This window comes from Neobacillus paridis (assembly GCF_016765675.1).
Lineage (GTDB): Bacteria > Bacillota > Bacilli > Bacillales > Cytobacillaceae > Neobacillus > Neobacillus paridis.
In genome coordinates, this window is sequence record NZ_JAESWB010000168.1 from 442,422 (window position 1) to 462,505 (window position 20,084).

Sequence of the window (20,084 nt, forward strand, 5' to 3'; positions counted from 1 at the left end):
TATTTCATGAATAAAGTGAAACCTTAATCTGAATGTTAGTTCCGTCCTACTATCTCAAATATCAATGCTAGCTCTCATTATGCTAATTGTTAGACTGCTGAAATTATAAAAATATATTGACAATTCTGAATTGTGTTTGTACAGTATTCTTAAGTTATCATATCATATGAACAGTGAAACGGAGGTGGAAAACATGGCAATAAAACGTAAATCCCTCGTCGATGATGTAGTGGATGTCTTTTTGAAAGATGTGGAAAATGGAGTTTATACATATGGTGATAAATTGCCTTCCCAGAAGGAATTGGCAAACCGCTATCAGGTCAGCTTAATCGTTATCAGAGAAGCTCTTACTAAATTATCTGCAGTAGGGATTATAAGTTTTCATCAAGGGAAAGGTACGTACCTGAATAAATCAGAAGAAGGAACGTTTGCTTCGCCCGAATTTTCATCATTAATTTTCCATAATATCAATAACCTTCTTGAAATTGTCGAAGCGAGACAAATAGTTGAGAGTGAAACAAGCTCATTAGCGGCCAAACGAAGAACCAATAACAATCTTTTAGAAATAGAAAGAACGATCGACGGAATGAAGAAAAGCTTAAACGATTATGAAAATTTTGCAATGTGGGATGTTGAATTTCACATCGCTGTCGCAAAAGCTTCCAATAATCAAGTGTTGCAAAAAATTACAACGCTTCTGATTGATAGTTACCGTTCAGAGATAGCCAAATTTTTTCAAGTTCCAGGTGTTATTGAAACGATATTAATGGAGCATGAAAGCATCTATTATCAAATTTTACATGGAAACTGCAGGAAGGCTTCAGTGATTATGCGAAATCATCTTGAATTACCTGAAAAGGTCTTTTCGGCAAAAATAGCTGAATCAGGAAAGTAAAGCTGGAACTGTTCTTACTCTATTCCTTTTTGTAAACGCTTTATTTGGTCTGATAGTACCCTCCTAAAATTTGGAGAATAAGAGGTGGAAAATATGACAACCCATAAGATTGCTGTCATTCCTGGGGATGGTATCGGCCCGGAGGTAGTGAATGAAGCAGTAAAAGTACTGGAACTACTCAAAAAGCTGGATCCTTCATTTGAAATCGAATTTGAGACATTTGATTGGAGTAGTGAGTATTATCTAAGACATGGAAAAATGATGCCGGAAGATGCTCTTGATACTTTAAAAAAATATGATGCGATTTTATTCGGGGCGATCGGCGATAAACGAGTGCCTGATGATGTGACGATATGGGAGTTGATCATGCCAATCCGGAAAAATTTCAAGCAGTATATTAATTTACGTCCGGTTAAATTATTGAAGGGAGTGCCTTGCCGGTATATGGATGAAAATATCGATTTTGTCATTGTCAGGGAAAACGCTGAAGGTGAATACTCCAATAGCGGTGGCCGATTGTATCCGGGCATGGAACAGGAGATTGCCGTCCAAAACACCATCATCACAAGGACCGGTACGAAAAAGGTTGCCAGATTTGCTTTTGAATATGCTAAAAGGCAGGGGAAAAGGACGGTCACAAGCGCGACAAAATCAAATGCAATCATCCACTCCATGAAACTATGGGATGAGGCTGTAAACGAGGTAGGAAAAGATTTTCCGGCTATTCATCTGCAAAGCTATTACATTGATGCTCTAGCAGCTTATTTTGTTTTGAGGCCGGGAGATTTTGAAGTAGTGGTTGCTTCCAATTTGTTCGGGGATATATTAAGTGATTTAGGCTCCGCGGTTGTAGGAGGGCTTGGGCTTTCCCCTTCGGCAAACTTAAATCCGGAGGGAGATTTCCCATCCATGTTTGAGCCGGTCCATGGTTCTGCTCCTGATATTGCCGGCAAAGGCATCGCCAATCCAATCGCCCAAATTTGGTCGGCAGCACTTATGCTTGAGCATTTGGGGAGAGAGGATTTAGCAGCAGTCATTTTGGACGCAATTGAACAGGTCCTTGTCCAAAAAGAAGTACGAACACCTGATTTAGGCGGCAGTTCAACGACAAGTGAAATGGGCTCAAGCATTCGAGCTGCAATACAACAATTACAATTTGTTAAAGAAGGTCGATCACGATGAGATTGGAAAATGAAGTGTTTGTTGTCACAGGTGCACAGGGAGGAATGGGGAAAGAAACGGTTAAACGGTTTTTAGAAGAAGGAGCTATAGTTGTGGCTGTTGATCTCAATGTGGACGGAGTGGAGGAAAGTGACCAATTATTGCCGATTGCAGCGGATTTGACAAAGGAAGAGGAAGTAACGAATGTTTTTTCAACTGCAGTTGCAAACTTTAACCGCATTGACGGGCTTGTGAATCTTGCAGGCATTGCCCAGCCAGCAACGCCGATTGAAGAAGTGAGCTTAGCAGATTGGGAGAAAATTATTCGTGTCAACGCAACGGCTCCATTTTTAACTTGCCGTGCGGCTGTCCCATACATGAAAAAGAATCGGGGCGGAGTGATCGTCAATATCGCTTCCATTTCCATGGTGAGACCAAGGCCCGGCTTAAATGCCTATATCGCTTCAAAGGGTGCCTTGGTCTCCTTTACACAAGCATTGGCCATTGAATTAGCCGAGTACGGGATTAGGGTAAATGTTGTCAACCCGGGTCCGGCAGATACGGATATGCTTGGTGGTTTTACGGCAAAGGAACAGGATTTTGAAATTATAAAAGAATCTGTTTTTAAGAAAAGTGTCCCGATGGGAAGGCTGATCGAGCCAATCGATATTGCTAATTCCCTTGTATATTTATGTTCAAAGGAAGCGTCGATTGTGACAGGTGCTGTGTTAAATGTAGATGGAGGAAGGGGGATTTAACGGGTGAAGCCAGTCGATGCCCAAGTTCGAGGCTGTTATATAGATGGTGAATGGGTAGTCCCTAAAAAAGCTAGATTAATAGAAGTGAAAAATCCAGGGGATGGTTCCATTTTAGCGTATGTTCCAAGAGGGGACAGGGAAGAAATTGACCTTGCCGTAAAAGCAGCAAAAAAAGCATTTCATTCAAAAGAATGGCAGACCTTTAGTTCTTATCATCGGGGGAAGCTTCTTTACCAGGCAGCGGAAATCATTCGCGAGAATAAACAAGAATTAACAAAATTAGAGACGCTAGATGTCGGAAAGCCACTGTCCCAATCCGCTGTAGATGTCGAGATTGCGGCACGCTATTTTGAATACTACGCTGGGATCGCCGATAAAATTCTTGGAGAAACCATTCCAGTTGAACCAGGAATCATTGATTATACTGTTCGCGAACCGATTGGGATTGTCGGACATATTATTCCTTGGAATTATCCTTTGCAAATTGCCGCAAGAAGCATATCTGTTTCCATCGCTACCGGGAATGCCGCTGTCCTGAAGCCAGCAGAGGATACACCGTTAACAACGCTTAAGCTGGTTGAAGTAATCGAGCCATTAGGGCTGCCCAAAGGTATTTTGAATGTTGTAACCGGTTATGGTCATGAGGCCGGTGCTGCGCTTTCAGCTCACCCCGAGATAAACCATATTACGTTTACAGGTTCGGTTGAGACTGGGAAAAAAGTCATGGAGTCAGCTGCCCAAAATATCGTCCCCGTTACCCTTGAACTTGGCGGGAAATCCCCAAATATTGTCTTTGCTGATTGCAATGAAGAGCAGGCTCTTAAGTGGGTGCTCAAGTCGATTATCCAAAATGCAGGCCAGACTTGTTCTGCAGGCTCTCGTTTGGTGATTGAAAAATCAATAAAAGAAAAGTTCGTACGGAAGCTGGCTGCTGCAATGGAGAAGCTTTCGATTGGTCCCGGAATGGATGATCACGATTTGGGACCAGTGCTCTCCAAAAAGCAATTTGATCGTATCCAAGGTTTTATTGACCTTGCCAAGCAGGACGGGATTAGGATCGTAACTGGAGGAGAGCGTCAGTTGGTTGAAGGGTGCGAACAAGGCTACTATCTGCAGCCAACCATCTTGGATGACGTTCCTGTGAGCCATGATCTAGCCCAAGAGGAAATCTTCGGCCCTGTTTTGACCGTGACCACCTTCGAGACAGAAGAAGAAGCAATTGAAATGGCAAACGGCACACCGTACGGACTTGTTGCCGGCATTTGGACTGAAAACGTCGGAGTTGCTCACCGCGTTGCCAGCGGGCTTCAATGCGGCCAAGTATTTATCAATCACTATGGGGCCGGCGGAGGCATTGCGCAGCCATTTGGAGGATACAAAAAAAGTGGTTTCGGCCGAGAAAAAGGGTTAGAGGCATTGCAAAATTATACACAAGTGAAGAACGTGGCCCTGAAATATTAGCGGTATACAAAGGGTTTGTTTTACGTTGGTGAATGTTAATAGAGGTTTTAAAGCTTCAGAGATTTCCTGTAATAATACATTAATAGATTTCTGATTTTTTAAAAGCAAATCGAAAGGAGAGTAAAATGGATCCGATTATTCGCTTGGAAAATGTTTCGTTTTCCTACAAAATCAATGAAAAAACGAAAGTATCCGTTCTAAAGAATATCTCCCTTTCCATATTCCCTGGTGAATATGTAGCCATAATCGGCCACAATGGATCAGGAAAATCTACCTTATCCAAACTCCTTAACGGGATCTTGACCCCCGATCATGGGGAAGTCTGGGTTCATGGTCATAACACCAAGGATACCAACAAGAAACGGGCCATTCGTCAAGCGGTGGGCATGGTTTTTCAACATCCTGATAACCAAATTGTCGCGACCATCGTGGAGGAGGATGTGGCATTTGGATTGGAGAATATTGGCGTTCCAAGGGAAGAAATGAAAAAAAGAGTAGATGAGGCTTTAAATGTTGTGAAAATGTCTCCGTTTCGTCACCGGCCGCCGCATCATCTGTCTGGGGGGCAAAAGCAGAGGGTCGCCATTGCCGGGGTGTTGGCAATGCAGCCGGAGTGTATTGTTTTTGATGAAGCAACCAGCATGCTCGACAGTTTTGGGAGAAAAGAAGTTATTCAGGTTATGCGACAAATGAACAATATGGGGATGACCATTATTACGGTGACCCACCATATGTCAGAAGCAGCGGAGGCTGGTAGGATTATCGTTGTCGAGGACGGCGAAATTGTCATGGATGGTACTCCGCGGGAAATTTTTAAACATAAGCAAGAATTGGAGGCTCTTAAATTGGAGGTGCCTTCCGTTAGCCAAATGGCCGAAGTGATTCATCGCCAATTTGCCGATTTCTCCAGGGATATCATTCATGAACATGAGTTTATCGGTGAAGTCGAGGAATTCTTAAGCGGGGGGGTGGGATCATGACGGTCAAACCCATCATCGAAATCGAAAACCTTACGCATACCTATATGAAAGGAACTCCGATGGAGCATGTTGCCTTAAAAGGAACCAATCTGTATGTAGAGGCGGGGGAATGCATTGCTATCATTGGACATACCGGTTCGGGAAAATCGACGTTAATCCAGCACCTGAATGGGCTGATTCGTCCAGAATCCGGTAGGGTGGTGATTGATGGTGAAGATTTAGCAAAGAAAAAAATCGATTTGAAAACATTGAGGCGAAAAGTAGGCATTGTGTTTCAAAATCCGGAGGATCAAATTTTTGAAAAAATCATTGGCGATGATATCGCCTATGGGCCATTTAAAATGGGTTTGCCGTTAAAGGAGGTGAGGGAGCGTGTCAAGTGGGCGATGTCTGTTGTCGGCTTGGATTTTGAGGAAATGAAAGACAGGCAGACCTTTGCTCTAAGCGGCGGGCAAAAACGGAAGGTAGCTTTGGCAGGAATTCTCGCCTTGAAACCAAAGATTCTGGTTCTCGATGAGCCGACGGCGGGTCTCGACCCAAGGTCAAGGAATGAGCTGCTGGATAAAATTAAACGGCTCAACAAGGAAGAAAAGTTAACCGTCATTTTTGTGTCCCACAATATGGAGGAAGTTGCGATGCTGGCTGACCGAGTCTATGTGATGGCGGACGGAAAGGACGTGTTGAGTGGCACCCCAAAGGAAATTTTTACTGATAAAGAAAAGCTTGTCAGGCATCAAATTGGTACCCCGGAAACGGTACAGGTTCTGTATCGCTTAACTGACCTTGGCTATCAGGTAAGGACGGATGCCTTTTCGATTACGGAAGCAGCAGACGAAATTATGAAGCTTTTTGCTGGCAGGAAGGAGGGGACGGAGCATGTCCAGCGAATTTGATATTTCCCGGAATATTACCATTGGCCAGTACGTGCCAACGGGCTCGTTTATTCATCGATTAGATCCAAGAATAAAGCTGCTGATCTTTGTTTTCCTCGTGGTGGCAATAGCGTTAAATACCAGTTATATCGGCAACGCGGTAGGACTCATTCTGTCACTTTACTTGTTCTGGGCCTCGAAAATACCGATCAGCTATGGGCTGTCCGGGGTGAAACCAGCGATTCCGTTTATTATCATCCTGGCCGTTTTACAGCTGCTTTTCCAAGGACAGCTCTTTTCCGGCGGCAAGGTTTTTGTTGATTATGGCTTTATCTTAATAACCAGTGAGAGTATTCGATTAGTGATTGTTTCCGCCGTTCGTTTTATTGAAATTATTTTCTTAAGCAGTGTTCTTACATTATCAACTTCCACCACAGAATTAACCCATTCCATTCAAAGCCTATTAAGTCCGTTAAAGAAAATGAACTTTCCGGTCCATGAAATCTCATTGATTACCACGATTTCCATCCGGTTCGTACCCACCTTCGCGATTGAGATGGAAAAAATGATGAAAGCACAAGCTTCAAGGGGGGCCGACTTTGGCAGCGGCAGCTGGTGGCGAATCATTCAAAGAACAAAAGAAATGTTTCCCATCATTATTCCTTTATTTAATATCGCATTAGCCAGGGCGGAGGATTTAATCCTTGCCATGGAAGCCCGCTGCTATACGCCGGGGGGCGAAAGAAGCACCTATTCTGTTTATAAGGCTGTGACGAAGGATTATCTAATATTATTGGTCGGCCTTCTATTGACATTACTGCTGTTGTTTTATCCGTTTCCTATTTAAATACCAAAAATAAAGGGGAGAAAATGGAATGAAAAAATCATTAACGGTTCGTGATATCGTAATTGCAGGCGTGCTAGGTGCAGTAGCGATTCTTTTGGGTGTGACGCGGTTAGGCTATATTCCTGTTCCGACAGCGGCAGGGAATGCGACCATTATGCATATTCCGGCGATTATTGGTGGAATTATGCAGGGGCCGGTTGTCGGCTTAATTGTTGGCGCCATTTTTGGAATCTCATCGTTCTTAAACGCTACAGTTCCCCTGTTTAAGGATCCAATGGTTGCCATTTTGCCACGCCTTTTTATCGGAGTTGTCGCCTGGCTGGTGTATGCTGGAATTCGCCGCAAGAGTGAATATCTGGCAGTTGCAGTTGCCGCCTTTCTTGGAACATTAACGAATACCGTTCTTGTTTTAACGATGGCCGTCATCCGTCATTACATGACTCCAGGAGTCGCCTGGACAGTCGGTGTAACAAACGGGATTCCTGAAGCGATTGTTGGGACCATCGTTACCTTGGCGGTTGTTTTGGCTTGGAAACAGATTGGCAAAAATAAAAAATCAAAGATTTCTCAGGATTTATAAGCCATGTATAATCAAATCACAGATGTGCCGGGAGTCAAGGTAGGCAATAAAGAAAACCATCAGGCATTGACCGGTTGTACGGCTGTCATTTTTGAAAATGGAGCGGTTGCGGGAGTAGATGTGAGGGGTTCTGCTCCCGGAACCCGGGAAACCGACCTGTTAAACCCAATTAATCTCGTCGATAAAGTGCATGCCATCACTTTAAGCGGGGGCAGTGCGTTTGGTTTGGATTCGGCTTCAGGGGTAATGCAATTTCTGGAGGAAAAAGGGATCGGCTTGGATGTAGGGGTAGCCAGGGTTCCGATTGTTCCAGCGGCGGTCCTGTTTGATCTCCCTGTTGGCGACCCAAAGATCCGGCCGGATCGGCGAATGGGCTATGAAGCAGCAAAAGTGGCAACAACCGGAAAGTTTAGTACCGGAAACTATGGGGCAGGCTGCGGTGCAACCGTCGGTAAGTTAGCCGGACTCGAGTTTTGTATGAAGGGCGGTCTAGGTAGTGCATCAATTTGCTTGGAAAATGGGGTTGTCATTGGTGCGATTGTCGCCGTTAATCCTGTTGGTGATGTCCGTGAACCAGCGACTGGAGAAATTTTAGCAGGGGTGTATAAGGACGAAAGGATTATTGACAGTCTTGAAATTCTTGCCAAAAACTATCAGCCTGCCATCTCGCCCGGTTCAAATACGACCATTGGAGTGATTGCCGTGAATGCCGAACTCACAAAGGCAGAGGCTACGAAGGTGGCACAAATGGCTCATGATGGGTATGCCAGGACTATTTTTCCAGCTCATACGATGTTTGATGGCGATACTATTTTTGCTGTTGCTACCGGAGGGGAAAGGGTCTCAATTGATGTTATTGGCGGGCTGGCAGCAAAGGTCATGGAGAGTGCCATCATTGATGCGGTTAAATCTGCCGAAAGTGTTGGAGGAATTATCGCTCATAAAGATTTATTCAGTCATCTTAAAGCGTAGCGGTTAAAATGGCCTGTATATAACTGTGTGGACGATCAGGAAGTAATAAGAAGGCTTATTGAATCAAAATTTGCTGACATTGGACTAGGTAGAGTCTTTATAAATTAAGGTGCATACACTGATGAGACTGCCCTTTTATAAAGATCCGATATGAACCAATATAAAGGGGTGAAACTTTGTGAATTTAGCAATGAGCTGGAATGAATGGGCTAACCTTGATGCCATCGGTCTTGCCGATTTGGTACGGAAAGGTCAGATTACTCCGCAGGAGGTAGCTCAACAGGCTGCCTTTGCCATCGACGCCTTAAATCCCGCGATTAGCGCTGTCATTGAAGTCTTCGATGATGCCGTTCATGACCCTATGAAAGACGGAACGAACCCAGATGGGGCGTTTGCGGGAATACCATTCCTGATGAAGGATCTGGGGCCCACTGTTAAGGGGCGCTTACAGGAGATGGGGTCTCTTCTGATGCAAGGAAATCGTTCTTCAGCCGATAGCTTTCTAACCAGCCGCATCCGCCAAGCTGGTCTCAACATCATCGGGCGGACGACAACACCAGAGTTTGGACTCTGCAGTTCAGCTGAGAATCCAGCCGTTTATGTTACACGAAATCCCTGGAATCTTGACTATACAACCTGCGGCTCTTCTGCTGGAACAGCAGCTTCGGTTGCGGCCGGAATCATTCCGCTTTCACATGCGACTGATGGCGGCGGCTCGATTCGCATTCCTGCTGGTGTAAACGGCAACATCGGTTTGAAGCCGTCCCGTGGCGTCTTTTCGGTTGCTCCCTACAGTTCCGATTTGATGGGAGTAGTCTCCGTTCAGGGCTGCCACTCCCGCACTATTCGTGATACTGCTGCCTTTGTGGACAGCTGCAGAGGAGGAGCACCGGGCGAATTCATGCCCTATTGGCTGCCACCCGAGCCTTACTCCGAGCTTATACGGCGCGATCCGAAAAAACTTCGTATTGCCGTTTCACATGAGTGGGGTGATTATCAGGCCACACCGCATATTGTTGCTGAATTGGAGGGGGCCGCCCGCTTTCTCGAGGCGCTTGGTCATCACGTGGAGTGGGTGATCCCGGACATTGACTTTCATGCCGCCTATAGGGCACAAACCGAGTGCTATATTATGAATTTTACCCAAACCATTTCGGGTCTATTGGAGCAAAAAGGCTTGGAACAGCCGCCAGCCAACCTGATTGAACCGATGTGTATTCGGGTCTGGGAAGAAGGCCGTTTCTACTCTTATAGGCAGCGCGCGAAGATGCAGGCGGTGTTCAACGATACTTCCCGCAGGCTAGCCTCCTTCTTTGAAGACTGGGATATCATCCTTACCCCAACGATGGCCTTACCGACGCCCTTGGTTGGAACGAAGGAGTATTTGACGATCAGTGAAAATCCATCCGTCTACGACTGGTTCGAGAACCTCTGGCGCATATTCTCTTATACTCCGATTGCCAACCTCTGCGGCCTTCCGGGTATCTCGCTGCCGATGGCTGAGCTTGAGAACGGGCTGCCACTTGGAATTCACGCGCTTACACGGCAAGGAGAAGATGGATTGCTTCTGCAACTAGGGGCTCAAATCGAGCGTGCCCTAAATGGGAAATGGAACCACGGACGACGACCTGCTGTACATGTAACATCGATTGATGCAGTGCAATTTCCAGCTAAGTGTGTTAAGGACAGTGTTTAATATTTAAGCTTATGGGGGCTTTGCTTCGATTAGGGAGCAAGGCTTTTTGTTCGGGGGTGATCGGTGAAGGAGTTTATTAATTGTATTGGAATCAAAAAATTCAGAAATTTTTGGATAGGAAAGGCAACTGACTTGAAGTGAAAAATGTGGGCGTTGCCTTCTTGCGTTTTCGACATGCATCCAATGTTGTTAATAGACAATCGTTCATTGCGTAAAATTGAAAGCTTTTCATTTAATGACGATGAGTTCATCCAAACCTTAAGTGCTTATTAAGAAACCGCAGAATACGGAGCTCATAGTCTCTCCTATATAAAAAATACGAATGAATATGTTTTGCTTTTTCCGTCAGCCACAATTCTTTATGGTTGTTAAATGGTATGGATTGATATAGTCTTTCGCTTTCGGTAAAAGGAATTGCTTCATCTGTTTTGCTGTGTATCAATAATATGGCTCTTCCTTTCGTGCTGGCTACCTTGTTAATAGGGGAAACTTCTTTAGGGTCAATGTTGAGGAGCTTTCGCATAGAATGATAAATTATCGGTGTAAAAGGTCGTTTTGGTAATTTGGTCCAATAAGAAAGGTTTTCTTTTAAAAAAGGTTCTAAATCACTAAAGGGACTATCGGCAATAATGACTGACACCGCAGGATGTTCACATCCGGCAATAAGCGCAGTAGCAGCACCCATACTCCAGCCAAGAAGAGCAATCTTTTTCTGATTTTTTTTCTCTGCAGCATATTCAATCGCTGAATATAAATCGTGTTTTTCATAGTACCCCAACCCCACGGTTCTTCCTTTTGATTTTCCTGCATTGCGGAAATCAAACATCAGCAAATTGTATCCTTGTCTCGAAAGAACTTTGGCAAGCCGCAGGCCCTCAATCCCTTCCATGGCTCGTTCATTCATATAACCATGTGCTGTAATAACAGTTTTCTTACTATGCTTGGAAGCAGCGGGGATCCACCACCCAGACAGCTTTACCTGATCTTTTCGACTGAAAAATTCAATCTCCTCGAATTCGAGACCGTAATCCTTCGGGTTTTTCCTGGTTTTTGCCGGTAGGGGATGAGTGAGGTAAAGTCCAATGCCGACAGGGGCAAGAAAAAATAACGCAGGTGCAGCCAAAAGCGGCTGCCACAATGATTTGCTTGATTTCCCTTTTTTTCCCTCACCCAACATCAACTCCGCCTTTCTGTTTTGAATCATCGGTACTTTATCATATGTCGATGACCATCCAAACGAAAAAAAACTAAAGTCCCATTTTTCATCATTAGCTAAAAAAAGGCAAAAGGCAGGGAGCCGTGATCCCACTTGGTGAGACGATTTAGTGACAAAAACGAAAAAATCTTCCAATCCGGAAGATTTTTTTATGTTAAATTGGGATATCCTTGCTGGCGCAAAGCTTCATACACTAAAATCGCAGCCGTATTCGAAAGGTTCAGTGAACGAACATGATCACTCATGGGTATTCTCAAAAAGTGATCTTTATTTTTTTCTAATAAATCTTTTGGTAAACCCGTGGTTTCTTTCCCAAACATAAAATAATGCTCCTTTGATCCATCACTGAAATCAAAGGCTGAATGTGGTTTTTCACCAAACGTCTCAATATAGTAAAACTCCCCATGATTTTTTGAAAAAAAGTCATCTAGTGAGTCATAGTACGTGATGTTGACAAGATGCCAGAAATCTAAACCAGTTTGTTTTATCATTTTTTCGTCAGTAGAAAAGCCAAGCGGCAGAATTAAATGCAGAGCGGTATCCGTTGCAGCACAAGTACGTGCAATATTTGCCGTATTAGACGGAATTTCTGGTTGATATAGTACAACATGTATAGCCAAGAATGGTCACCTCTATCTTTATTTTCCCCTCAAAATTATAGCATATTGTTATGGAGACTCATGTAGTGGTTGAAATACGATTGTCACTTTATTATCAAATGTAGTTGTGAAAATTTCTGTCAACTTCTTTATAATTAAACGTAGGTTAAATTTTTTAATAGTTTATGTGAGTTTTTTCACAAGTATAGAAAAGAGGCTGTAAAATGCATTACAAAAACACATTTAAACAAGGCAAAATAGGCAATCTAACACTGAAAAACAGAATTGTCATGCCTCCAATGGGAACGAATCTAGCTGGTATTGAAGGCGAAGTCACGGATCATCTTATTGCCTACTATGAAGAAAGAGCTAAGGGAGGAACCGGGTTAATTATCGTTGAATTTACTTGTATTGAGTATGAATACGGAAAAGGATTTGTCAGGCAATTAAGGCTGGACGAAGATCGCTTCATTCCAGGGATCCATCGTTTAGCCAATGCGATACATAAATATGGAGCGAAGGCTTTTGTTCAAATCCATCACGCAGGCAGACAGTCAAACTCTTCATTAATAAATGGTAAACAAATTGTTGCTCCCAGTAATGTTGCTTGTGCTGCAGTGGGGGAAGAACCTCGGGAATTAACAACAAAAGAAATAAAAGAACTGGTAAATAAATTTGTTCAGGCTGCTGTAAGGTGTAAACAGGCAGGGATTGACGGCGTCGAAGTTCACGGTGCCCATGGTTATTTAATAAACCAGTTCTTAAGCCCTGAGGCCAATGTACGTACAGATGAGTACGGCGGAAGCTTTGAAAATCGAATGAGATTTCTCAAGGAAATCATCGTTGGCATTAGAGAAAAATGCGGTGAGGATTACCCTATTACCGTTCGTCTCAGTGTGGATGAATTTATTGATGGCGGAATCGATTTAGAGTTAGGCAAGGCCATTTGTCGGTACTTAGAAAAACTAGGAGTAGATGGACTGCACATTAGCTGCGGAACCTATGACTCTATGGACAAAATGATTGAATCTCCGTTATTTGAACAAGGCTGGAGAGTCTATTTGGCAGAGGAGGTAAAAAAAGAAGTAAATATTCCGGTTATCACTGTCGGGTCCATTCGTGAACCACAATTTGTAGAAAATATTTTAGCTGAGGAAAAAGCGGACTTTGTCGCCATCGGGAGGGGTTTAATTGCTGATCCTGAGTGGGTAAAAAAAACAAAGGAAGGACGCGAAGCTGAAATTAGAAAATGCATCAACTGTCTTCATTGTCTGCATTCAGTAACAGGAAACTTGCATGTTCGGTGTTCCATTAATGCCAGAACAGGCCGAGAACTGGAGTTTAAGGAACTGCAACGCCTTCCTTCTAATAAGAACCGCCATGTTGTGATCGTTGGCGGCGGACCGGGCGGAATGGAAGCGGCACGAACACTGTCACTAAAAGGATATGATGTCACTCTGTTTGAAAAAGAAAATAAGCTCGGTGGTCAATTGCACCTTGTATCTGACCCCATTTATCGCAAGAAAATGACATGGCACATTAGTTATCTTAGCAATGAAATGAAACGTTTAAATATTGATGTCCGTTTAAATACAGAGGCTACTGTTGAAGATATCACAGCTTACAATCCTTATGCTGTCTTATTGGCAACAGGCGGCAGACCGAGGCTCCCACAGGTAGAGGGCAATGATTTAGAGCATGTTTATACTTATGAAGACGTAGTCTTACAGGGAAAAGTTTTCACTAAGAATAAAGTAACAGTGGTAGGAAGCGGCATGACCTGTCATGGAACAGTCCGGCGCCTGGCGGAAGCTGGCAATGCTGTCACATTTGTAGAAATTCCAACAAAAGCTAGCAAAAGAATTGGGTCTGATACAAGACAAAGACTTCTTGATAAGCTGAAAAATATAAATGTGGACATTGTGACTGATCATAAATTGGAAAGAATTCTTCCGAACAGTACTATTGTACAGGATTTGGTATCTGGAAAATATCGGGAAATTGAATCGGAGTATGTGATTGTTGCGATGGGAATCGAAGCCTATAACCCATTAGAGGAACCATTAAGGGATAAGATGGAAAATATGTTTGTATTAGGAGATGCAGTAGGCTATGGATCCCTTGGTGAAGCCACCCGAGACGGCTTTGAAAAGGCATATTTGCTTGAATCCATTGTGACACAGGACAGGGAAAAAGGGAAGTTGTAAACGGATAAAAATCTATGATTAGTATAGACTTAAAAACGGACCGTACGGTGAAATAGATCGTACGGTTTTTTTGTCGTAATGTTCTAAGTAAAAAAGTGAACAATGAACTAATTTCTATACATAAACTATCGTATCAAAAATGAGGGTGTATAGAAATTGTGGGATCATAATGAAAATCAAACAGAGTCAATAATTGGTCAGGCATGGACGGGGAGACATGTCGTTTTGCTCCATTGTACTACTCATAATGAATTTATTGCACTTTATAAAAGCTTCCATGCACCGATTGAACCTCCCCGATATAATTGTGCAGAAACCTTAGCACAGCTGTTCAGTATCGGCTATCACATTCATGCAATAACTCCAATCACCCCAAATCAGATTCAATATTTATTGGTATTGTGATGACTTTTCAATATCACTCTATCCGACTAAAAGGAAAAAAGTCTTGTCGTCCTTGAACAAGGCTTTTTCCTTTCTTTGAAAAAATTTAATCGCGCATTGCTCCTGCCTCCCGGGAAGTCATGGCACCTTGTCCTGCGCTTACATCTTTTTGAATTTCTTGTTTTACTTTTTGGGGATCAGTCCCGGAAAATCCTGCTTTCCCACTAGAGCCAGAACCTAAATTCTCTTTAGCTTGTTGATCCTGTTGCATACAAATCCTCCTCCATTCATTGTTTAACGTCCTTATTATTAGCAACAAGTTGGAGAATGAACCATTTTTAAAAATTTTTTGCTATTTCAAATGACTATTTTGAATTAAAAGAATAAATGTCCTATATTTTTATTAAGCATATTAGGAGATGATTTTTTGCGACTTAATTTAACTAAAGATATTAATGATCACAGCTTAAAAGATTTCTATTGGTTAAAAGAAGAATTACAAGCATTTTGTAGGAACGACTGGCTAAGTGCTTCTGGCTCAAAAATAGAGATTTCCGATCGAATCGAAACATATATTCGAACAGGAGAGATAAAAATCTGAAGGGAGTGAATAAAAATTGAATCTATCCGGGACAAGGTCTTTATTTCCGATATTGTCGAGTCACATACATCTTGCAAGTTGCTCACAAGGGGCAATAGCGAAACCTGTATCAACAGCAATAGACGAATATCATAAAAGTTTGGTTCTTAATGGAAGTAATTGGGTTGCTGCTTTGGAGAGAGCAGGCCAGGCAAGAGCCATATTTGCCGAACTAATTGGAGCTGAAAAAGAAGAGATAGCTATACTATGTTCTGTCTCCGATGTTTTTTCTTCAATTGTCTCTTCCTTTTCAGATCATCAAAATAGGAAAGAGATTGTTTTTACAGATTCCGATTTTCCTACTATCGGCCATATCTTATATGCACAGGAAAAGTATAAAAATCATCTTTCTATTATACGTTCTTCCTCTAATGGAATACCTTTGGAAGAATATGAAAATAAAGTAACAGAAAAGACCCTATTAACAAGTCTTGTGTCTTTTTACACAAAAAATGCATCAAAAACAGAAAAAATCCTAAAGGAAAAAAAGATTATTGTATCCGCCAGAAAAGATGTGATCCGGATTGCCCCCCACTTTTATAACACCAAAGATGAGATCCAAAACGCATTGGATGAACTTTCACTTGTAGTAAATAGCGATTAAGTTAAATTCATCCGTATCATTAACGGGTACGAATTTTCAAAAGGAGGTGCCGCGTTTCCTTTAACTAGGTACATATCGGGTCATTTAATGGAGTAAAACCTAAAGAGATTTATTTGAATTTTAAAATGCTTAGAAGATCCCTACGTTCAAACAAGGCTTTTTCCTTTCTTTGGAGAATTATTAAAGAGAGATATAATGAGCATAAAGAATTATGGAGAAAATAGGCGGCAATATTGATGTTATCGCAACAAGAAATCCTTGAGGAACTTTCAAAAAATTTAAATACATGGAAAGAAAAATATGGTGTAAAACGAATTGGTTTGTTTGGCTCCTATAGTCGAGAAGAACAGAAAGGTACCAGTGATATAGATGTGCTGGTGGAATTTGACCGTACTAAATTATCTTTTGATCATTACATGGATTTAAAATTTGATCTTGAAGATCGATTTCAAAAGCCCATTGATTTGGTCATCATCGATGATATAAAGCCAGCATTGAAAGACAGTATTTTAAGGAGTGTAAAGTATGCAGAGGGAGCCTAGAGTATTTTTAGAAGATATTTTAACTGCTGCAGTAAAAGTTGAAAAATACACACAGGGACTTTCTTTTGATGATTTTATGGATAATGATTTAATTTCTGATGCTGTTATAAAGAATATTTTAGTAATAGGCGAGGCTACTAAAAACATTCCTGATGAAATAAGACAGAAATCTATTTTCAGAATATATTGGAGGGATAACGATGTCAAATTCAAATCAAAAGATCGTTCCGCATTTATGGTATGATAAGGAAGCAAAAGAAGCAGCCGAGTTTTATGCTGCTATTTTTCCAGACTCGAAAATTATCGATGTAACCACCATCCCTGGAACACCCTCAGGCGACTCTGAGACTGTCACTTTTGAGCTATGGGGGCAGAAGTTCATGGCAATCAGTGCAGGTCCTTTTTTCCAAATGAATCCATCGATATCTTTTTTCGTTAATTTTGACCCATCGCGAGAAAAAGACGCAAGAGGCAAATTAGATGAGGTTTGGAACAAATTGTCCGAAGGCGGAACTGTGTTAATGTCGCTTGGCCAATATCCTTTCAGTGAAAGATATGGCTGGATCCAGGACAAGTATGGTTTGTCCTGGCAGTTAATCCTAACCAATCCAGAAGGTGAAGAAAGGCCTCCAATATTGCCGTCACTTTTGTTTGTCGGGGATCAATGCGGTAACTCGGAAGAGGCAATGCGTTTTTATTTATCAGTATTTAAGAACGCAAGACAGGGACTTGTCGCCCGTTACCCTAAAGGAATGGAGCCTGACAAAGAGGGAACGATCATGTTTTCGGATTTCATGCTAGAGAATCAGTGGTTTGCGTCAATGGATAGCGCTTATGAGCATAAATTCAGTTTTAACGAGGCCATCTCCTTTATGGTGTACTGTGACACACAAGAAGAAATCGATTATTACTGGAATCAACTCTCTGCGGTACCGGAAGCGGAGCAATGCGGCTGGCTGAAAGATAAGTTTGGTATATCCTGGCAGATCGTGCCAAGTGAGATGGACGAGATGATGAGCAAGGGCACACCCGAGCAACTTGCCCGCCTAACAAAAGCATTTCTAAAAATGAAGAAATTTGACCTTGCGGAATTACAGAAAGCTTACGAGGGATAGATCGCATCATTGATTCCTTGAAACGACGTATCAACAAGCAGGATGAAGAAAACAAGCAATTGCGTGAGTAAGTAATGATTGCCTAAGCAGATTTGTACAATGAATATTTTTCCATAATATTTATTATAATAGAGGAAAATTGGGGCTAGTTAGCGAAATAATTTATGGAAAAAATTTTTATAAAATAGGAGGCGTCATGGGAAGATTAGTTCATTTCGAAATACATGTGAATGACATGGAACGTGCAAAGAAGTTTTATGGAGATGTATTTGGGTGGTCATTTCAAGATTGGAGTGACTATGCAGGCATGCCTTACTTTGGAGCTGTAACAGGTGATGAAAATGAACCGGGAATCAATGGTGCTTTGATGCAGCGTCAAAGTGCTCCACCGGAAGCAAACCAAGCTTTAAATGCCTTTGCTTGTACAATGGAAGTGGAAAATTACGATGCAACGGAAGCAAAAATTATTGAGAATGGCGGCAAGGTTGCAATCCCCAAATATGCCTTACCTGGCATGGCCTGGCAAGGATACTACATTGACACCGAAGGCAATATATTCGGAATTCATCAACCCGATGAGAATGCAAAATAGGCCCGAACCGTTCACGTGAAAAAAGATGGGGAGGGGTTCTACGTGACCCAACAAGTGAAAAAGTTAGCCACAGAGCATGCTTCGATAATATTTTTTGGCTATATAGTAGGGAAATAACTGTCTGAGTTATTTCCCTCTATTTATTTGATTCGGTTTGATCAAGATATCTCCTCGCCAATCATATATATTTTGTTAAGAAAATTTTAAGGTTACAGGAATATGATAAAAATCAAAAGAACGTTCCACATTTATGGTATGATAAGGAAGCAAAAGAAGCGGCCGAGTTTTATATTACAGAAAGCTTATAAGGGATTGAATGAGGTTCAAAGTAATGTTAAAAAGGGGTTATAAAAGTACTTAGATCTTCCCAAAGGACTTTTTACAAAAGGAGAAGGTATCATGGCACGAGTTTTATTTATAAATGGCGGATCAGTTGGTCATGTCAATCCAACCATCGGAGTGGTGCAAGAGCTGATCAGGCGCGGCGAAGAGGTCGTGTATTTTACAATTGAGGATTATCGCAAGCGCATGGAGCAAACGGGGGCGACAGTGAGGACCTTTAATGTTCAAGAATTTTTAAAGGCTTTTATCTCAGGTGGGAGAAATAATGTACTTGAAAGAATCATTGGACTTTTGCGAACGGCAGATATTATAATCCCTGAGGTTCTTAAGCAAATCAAAGGTGAGCACTTTGATTACATCATTCATGATTCGATGTTTGGCTGTGGACGCTTACTTGGGCAAATCCTTAAGCTTCCGGCCGTCAATTCGTGTACTTCTTTTGCACAGTCTAAAAGCTCATTCGATAACATGTTCAAACAGCTTGCAAAAAATATTCCTCAAGAAACATTCAGTGAATATCACAGGCTGACAGCAAAGGTAAAGGAAATGTATGGTGTGGAAATCCATTCGCCCTATGAAGTATTTTGTAATCCTGAACCGTTAACAATCGTTTATACAACTAGGAAGTTTCAACCTTTTGAGGAGGAATTCGACGAAACATATAAATTTGTAGGTCCTTCCATCACTTCAAGAAAGACGGATGAGAACTTCGATTTACCAGGAATTATGGAAAAAAGCCCGATTTACATATCCCTGGGAACTGTCTTTAATCAAGCAATTGATTTTTACAAGCTGTGTTTCGAGGCATTTGGCAATACGGAACATACTGTGGTCATGTCGATTGGGGAAAAAGTTCCGCAGGCTGATTTGGGAGAGATACCTGAAAACTTTATTGTAAAAAATTATCTTCCACAAACAGAGGTGCTGAAGTACACGAAATTATTTATCACACATGGCGGCATGAACAGTGTCCACGAAGGTCTCTATTTTGGGGTTCCGCTCATTGTCATTCCGCAGAGTGCAGATCAGCCGGTCATTGCCGACCAAGTTGCCAAAATCGGAGCCGGCATGCCATTACAAATGCAAGGCTTGACGGCAAAACAGCTGCGCGAATCCGCAGACCAGGTGTTGAGCCAGCCATCATTCCATCAAGCTGCGGCCAAAATGAAAGAATCCTTACGAAAATCGGGCGGGTATCAGCAGGCTGTTAATGAAATTTTTGAATTTAAAAGACAATATAACATATAAACGAGTATTGTGGTCAGCCCCCATAACTTTAACGCAACAGGGGGCTGACCATTAATAGTTAGTCCAAATACCCTCCGCTAACTTTTCAAATCAATTATCTTCCCAATAGCCAAGAAATGGCTGAATCGCATTGACTGGTATGTGATAGAGAGGCTTCCTTTGTTCTGGAATAAAACAGGAATATCCGTCATAAACACAGTGGAATGGGTTAAAGCATCAAGATGATTCAACACCAACTTGTGAAACTAATTTTCTGGAAACAGTCTGTTTGTTTCAACTGGTAGTTTTCTTTATACGCTAAAGCTATTAATGTAGCAAACATTAGAAAAATATTGACAATTCAGATATATGTTAATAAAATATTTATTAACAA

At 42.1% G+C, this 20,084-nt stretch carries 21 protein-coding genes; 18 read left to right on the forward strand and 3 right to left on the reverse strand.

Annotated features, from left to right (window positions below; genetic code table 11):
• Nucleotides 1–193: 193 nt before the first annotated feature.
• From JK635_RS11140 to JK635_RS11185, 10 genes are all read left to right on the forward strand, one after another.
• Entirely contained in the window at nucleotides 194–895 is a 702-nt protein-coding gene (locus JK635_RS11140; protein ID WP_202654007.1) for a FadR/GntR family transcriptional regulator, read from the forward strand.
• Between the two features lie 93 nt (nucleotides 896–988).
• Complete coding sequence (locus JK635_RS11145; protein WP_202654008.1) at nucleotides 989–2,077, forward strand: tartrate dehydrogenase; 1,089 nt, start codon at nucleotides 989–991, stop codon at nucleotides 2,075–2,077.
• On the forward strand, nucleotides 2,074–2,814 hold the full coding sequence (locus tag JK635_RS11150; RefSeq protein WP_202654009.1) for an SDR family NAD(P)-dependent oxidoreductase: 741 nt from the start codon (nucleotides 2,074–2,076) through the stop codon (nucleotides 2,812–2,814). Before JK635_RS11145 ends, JK635_RS11150 begins: the two co-directional genes overlap by 4 nt.
• A gap of 3 nt (nucleotides 2,815–2,817) precedes the next feature.
• Nucleotides 2,818–4,275, forward strand: coding sequence for an aldehyde dehydrogenase family protein (locus JK635_RS11155; protein ID WP_202654010.1), 1,458 nt, complete (start codon nucleotides 2,818–2,820; stop codon nucleotides 4,273–4,275).
• A 125-nt stretch (nucleotides 4,276–4,400) separates the two neighbouring features.
• Nucleotides 4,401–5,255, forward strand: coding sequence for an energy-coupling factor transporter ATPase (locus JK635_RS11160; protein ID WP_202654011.1), 855 nt, complete (start codon nucleotides 4,401–4,403; stop codon nucleotides 5,253–5,255).
• Nucleotides 5,252–6,148, forward strand: coding sequence for an energy-coupling factor transporter ATPase (locus JK635_RS11165; RefSeq protein WP_202654012.1), 897 nt, complete (start codon nucleotides 5,252–5,254; stop codon nucleotides 6,146–6,148). Before JK635_RS11160 ends, JK635_RS11165 begins: the two co-directional genes overlap by 4 nt.
• Nucleotides 6,132–6,974, forward strand: a complete 843-nt coding sequence (locus tag JK635_RS11170; protein WP_202654013.1) for an energy-coupling factor transporter transmembrane component T family protein — start codon at nucleotides 6,132–6,134, stop codon at nucleotides 6,972–6,974. The genes JK635_RS11165 and JK635_RS11170 overlap by 17 nt, the downstream gene beginning before the upstream one ends.
• 28 nt (nucleotides 6,975–7,002) lie before the next feature.
• Complete coding sequence (locus tag JK635_RS11175; RefSeq protein ID WP_202654014.1) at nucleotides 7,003–7,554, forward strand: ECF transporter S component; 552 nt, start codon at nucleotides 7,003–7,005, stop codon at nucleotides 7,552–7,554.
• 3 nt (nucleotides 7,555–7,557) lie between these two features.
• Complete coding sequence (locus JK635_RS11180) at nucleotides 7,558–8,526, forward strand: P1 family peptidase (protein ID WP_202654015.1); 969 nt, start codon at nucleotides 7,558–7,560, stop codon at nucleotides 8,524–8,526.
• Nucleotides 8,527–8,704: 178 nt separating this feature from the next.
• Nucleotides 8,705–10,222 (forward strand): amidase, encoded by a 1,518-nt coding sequence (locus tag JK635_RS11185; RefSeq protein WP_202654016.1) that lies wholly within the window; start codon nucleotides 8,705–8,707, stop codon nucleotides 10,220–10,222.
• Nucleotides 10,223–10,469: 247 nt separating this feature from the next.
• On the opposite strand, the gene JK635_RS11190 is transcribed toward JK635_RS11185, so the two are convergent.
• Nucleotides 10,470–11,426: an alpha/beta hydrolase gene (locus JK635_RS11190; RefSeq protein WP_202654017.1), complete on the reverse strand. Its 957-nt coding sequence runs from the start codon at nucleotides 11,424–11,426 to the stop codon at nucleotides 10,470–10,472.
• Between the two features lie 161 nt (nucleotides 11,427–11,587).
• Nucleotides 11,588–12,058 carry a tRNA (uridine(34)/cytosine(34)/5-carboxymethylaminomethyluridine(34)-2'-O)-methyltransferase TrmL gene (trmL, locus tag JK635_RS11195; protein WP_202654018.1) on the reverse strand — a complete coding sequence of 157 codons (471 nt, stop codon included), beginning with the start codon at nucleotides 12,056–12,058 and terminating at the stop codon, nucleotides 11,588–11,590.
• A gap of 203 nt (nucleotides 12,059–12,261) precedes the next feature.
• On the opposite strand from trmL, the gene JK635_RS11200 reads away from it, so the two are divergent.
• Nucleotides 12,262–14,244 (forward strand): oxidoreductase, encoded by a 1,983-nt coding sequence (locus tag JK635_RS11200; protein ID WP_202654019.1) that lies wholly within the window; start codon nucleotides 12,262–12,264, stop codon nucleotides 14,242–14,244.
• A gap of 490 nt (nucleotides 14,245–14,734) precedes the next feature.
• Here the strand turns inward: JK635_RS11200 and JK635_RS11205 are convergent, their stop codons facing one another.
• The gene (locus tag JK635_RS11205; RefSeq protein ID WP_202654020.1) at nucleotides 14,735–14,899 is read right to left on the reverse strand and encodes a hypothetical protein; all 165 of its coding nucleotides are present in this window, start codon (nucleotides 14,897–14,899) and stop codon (nucleotides 14,735–14,737) included.
• 156 nt (nucleotides 14,900–15,055) lie between these two features.
• Between JK635_RS11205 and JK635_RS11210 the strand changes: the two genes are divergently transcribed.
• From JK635_RS11210 to JK635_RS11245, 7 genes are all read left to right on the forward strand, one after another.
• Complete coding sequence (locus tag JK635_RS11210) at nucleotides 15,056–15,229, forward strand: SAP domain-containing protein (RefSeq protein WP_306792935.1); 174 nt, start codon at nucleotides 15,056–15,058, stop codon at nucleotides 15,227–15,229.
• 16 nt (nucleotides 15,230–15,245) lie between these two features.
• Nucleotides 15,246–15,872: an aminotransferase class V-fold PLP-dependent enzyme gene (locus tag JK635_RS11215; RefSeq protein ID WP_202654021.1), complete on the forward strand. Its 627-nt coding sequence runs from the start codon at nucleotides 15,246–15,248 to the stop codon at nucleotides 15,870–15,872.
• Nucleotides 15,873–16,108: 236 nt separating this feature from the next.
• A complete protein-coding gene (locus JK635_RS11220) occupies nucleotides 16,109–16,414 on the forward strand; it encodes a nucleotidyltransferase family protein (protein WP_202654022.1) in 306 nt (101 codons plus the stop codon).
• Nucleotides 16,398–16,658, forward strand: a complete 261-nt coding sequence (locus JK635_RS11225) for a HepT-like ribonuclease domain-containing protein (RefSeq protein WP_202654023.1) — start codon at nucleotides 16,398–16,400, stop codon at nucleotides 16,656–16,658. Before JK635_RS11220 ends, JK635_RS11225 begins: the two co-directional genes overlap by 17 nt.
• Nucleotides 16,615–17,529 carry a VOC family protein gene (locus JK635_RS11230; RefSeq protein ID WP_202654024.1) on the forward strand — a complete coding sequence of 305 codons (915 nt, stop codon included), beginning with the start codon at nucleotides 16,615–16,617 and terminating at the stop codon, nucleotides 17,527–17,529. The genes JK635_RS11225 and JK635_RS11230 overlap by 44 nt, the downstream gene beginning before the upstream one ends.
• Nucleotides 17,530–17,725: 196 nt before the next feature.
• Complete coding sequence (locus tag JK635_RS11235) at nucleotides 17,726–18,121, forward strand: VOC family protein (protein WP_202654025.1); 396 nt, start codon at nucleotides 17,726–17,728, stop codon at nucleotides 18,119–18,121.
• A 399-nt stretch (nucleotides 18,122–18,520) separates the two neighbouring features.
• A complete protein-coding gene (locus JK635_RS11245) occupies nucleotides 18,521–19,711 on the forward strand; it encodes a macrolide family glycosyltransferase (protein WP_202654026.1) in 1,191 nt (396 codons plus the stop codon).
• The last annotated feature ends 373 nt before the right edge of the window (nucleotides 19,712–20,084 follow it).

What these genes read in the sequence shown, in the direction of transcription:
- JK635_RS11230 (WP_202654024.1), top strand. Translation starts at nt 16,615, where the DNA reads ATGTCAAATTCAAATCAAAAGATCGTTCCGCATTTATGGTATGATAAG.
- JK635_RS11170 (WP_202654013.1), top strand. Translation starts at nt 6,132, where the DNA reads ATGTCCAGCGAATTTGATATTTCCCGGAATATTACCATTGGCCAGTAC.
- JK635_RS11200 (WP_202654019.1), top strand. Translation starts at nt 12,262, where the DNA reads ATGCATTACAAAAACACATTTAAACAAGGCAAAATAGGCAATCTAACA.
- JK635_RS11175 (WP_202654014.1), top strand. Translation starts at nt 7,003, where the DNA reads ATGAAAAAATCATTAACGGTTCGTGATATCGTAATTGCAGGCGTGCTA.
- JK635_RS11205 (WP_202654020.1), bottom strand. Translation starts at nt 14,899, where the DNA reads ATGCAACAGGATCAACAAGCTAAAGAGAATTTAGGTTCTGGCTCTAGT.
- JK635_RS11235 (WP_202654025.1), top strand. Translation starts at nt 17,726, where the DNA reads ATGGGAAGATTAGTTCATTTCGAAATACATGTGAATGACATGGAACGT.
- JK635_RS11180 (WP_202654015.1), top strand. Translation starts at nt 7,558, where the DNA reads ATGTATAATCAAATCACAGATGTGCCGGGAGTCAAGGTAGGCAATAAA.
- JK635_RS11245 (WP_202654026.1), top strand. Translation starts at nt 18,521, where the DNA reads ATGGCACGAGTTTTATTTATAAATGGCGGATCAGTTGGTCATGTCAAT.
- JK635_RS11145 (WP_202654008.1), top strand. Translation starts at nt 989, where the DNA reads ATGACAACCCATAAGATTGCTGTCATTCCTGGGGATGGTATCGGCCCG.
- JK635_RS11165 (WP_202654012.1), top strand. Translation starts at nt 5,252, where the DNA reads ATGACGGTCAAACCCATCATCGAAATCGAAAACCTTACGCATACCTAT.
- JK635_RS11190 (WP_202654017.1), bottom strand. Translation starts at nt 11,426, where the DNA reads ATGATTCAAAACAGAAAGGCGGAGTTGATGTTGGGTGAGGGAAAAAAA.
- JK635_RS11140 (WP_202654007.1), top strand. Translation starts at nt 194, where the DNA reads ATGGCAATAAAACGTAAATCCCTCGTCGATGATGTAGTGGATGTCTTT.
- JK635_RS11160 (WP_202654011.1), top strand. Translation starts at nt 4,401, where the DNA reads ATGGATCCGATTATTCGCTTGGAAAATGTTTCGTTTTCCTACAAAATC.
- JK635_RS11225 (WP_202654023.1), top strand. Translation starts at nt 16,398, where the DNA reads ATGCAGAGGGAGCCTAGAGTATTTTTAGAAGATATTTTAACTGCTGCA.
- JK635_RS11150 (WP_202654009.1), top strand. Translation starts at nt 2,074, where the DNA reads ATGAGATTGGAAAATGAAGTGTTTGTTGTCACAGGTGCACAGGGAGGA.
- JK635_RS11220 (WP_202654022.1), top strand. Translation starts at nt 16,109, where the DNA reads ATGTTATCGCAACAAGAAATCCTTGAGGAACTTTCAAAAAATTTAAAT.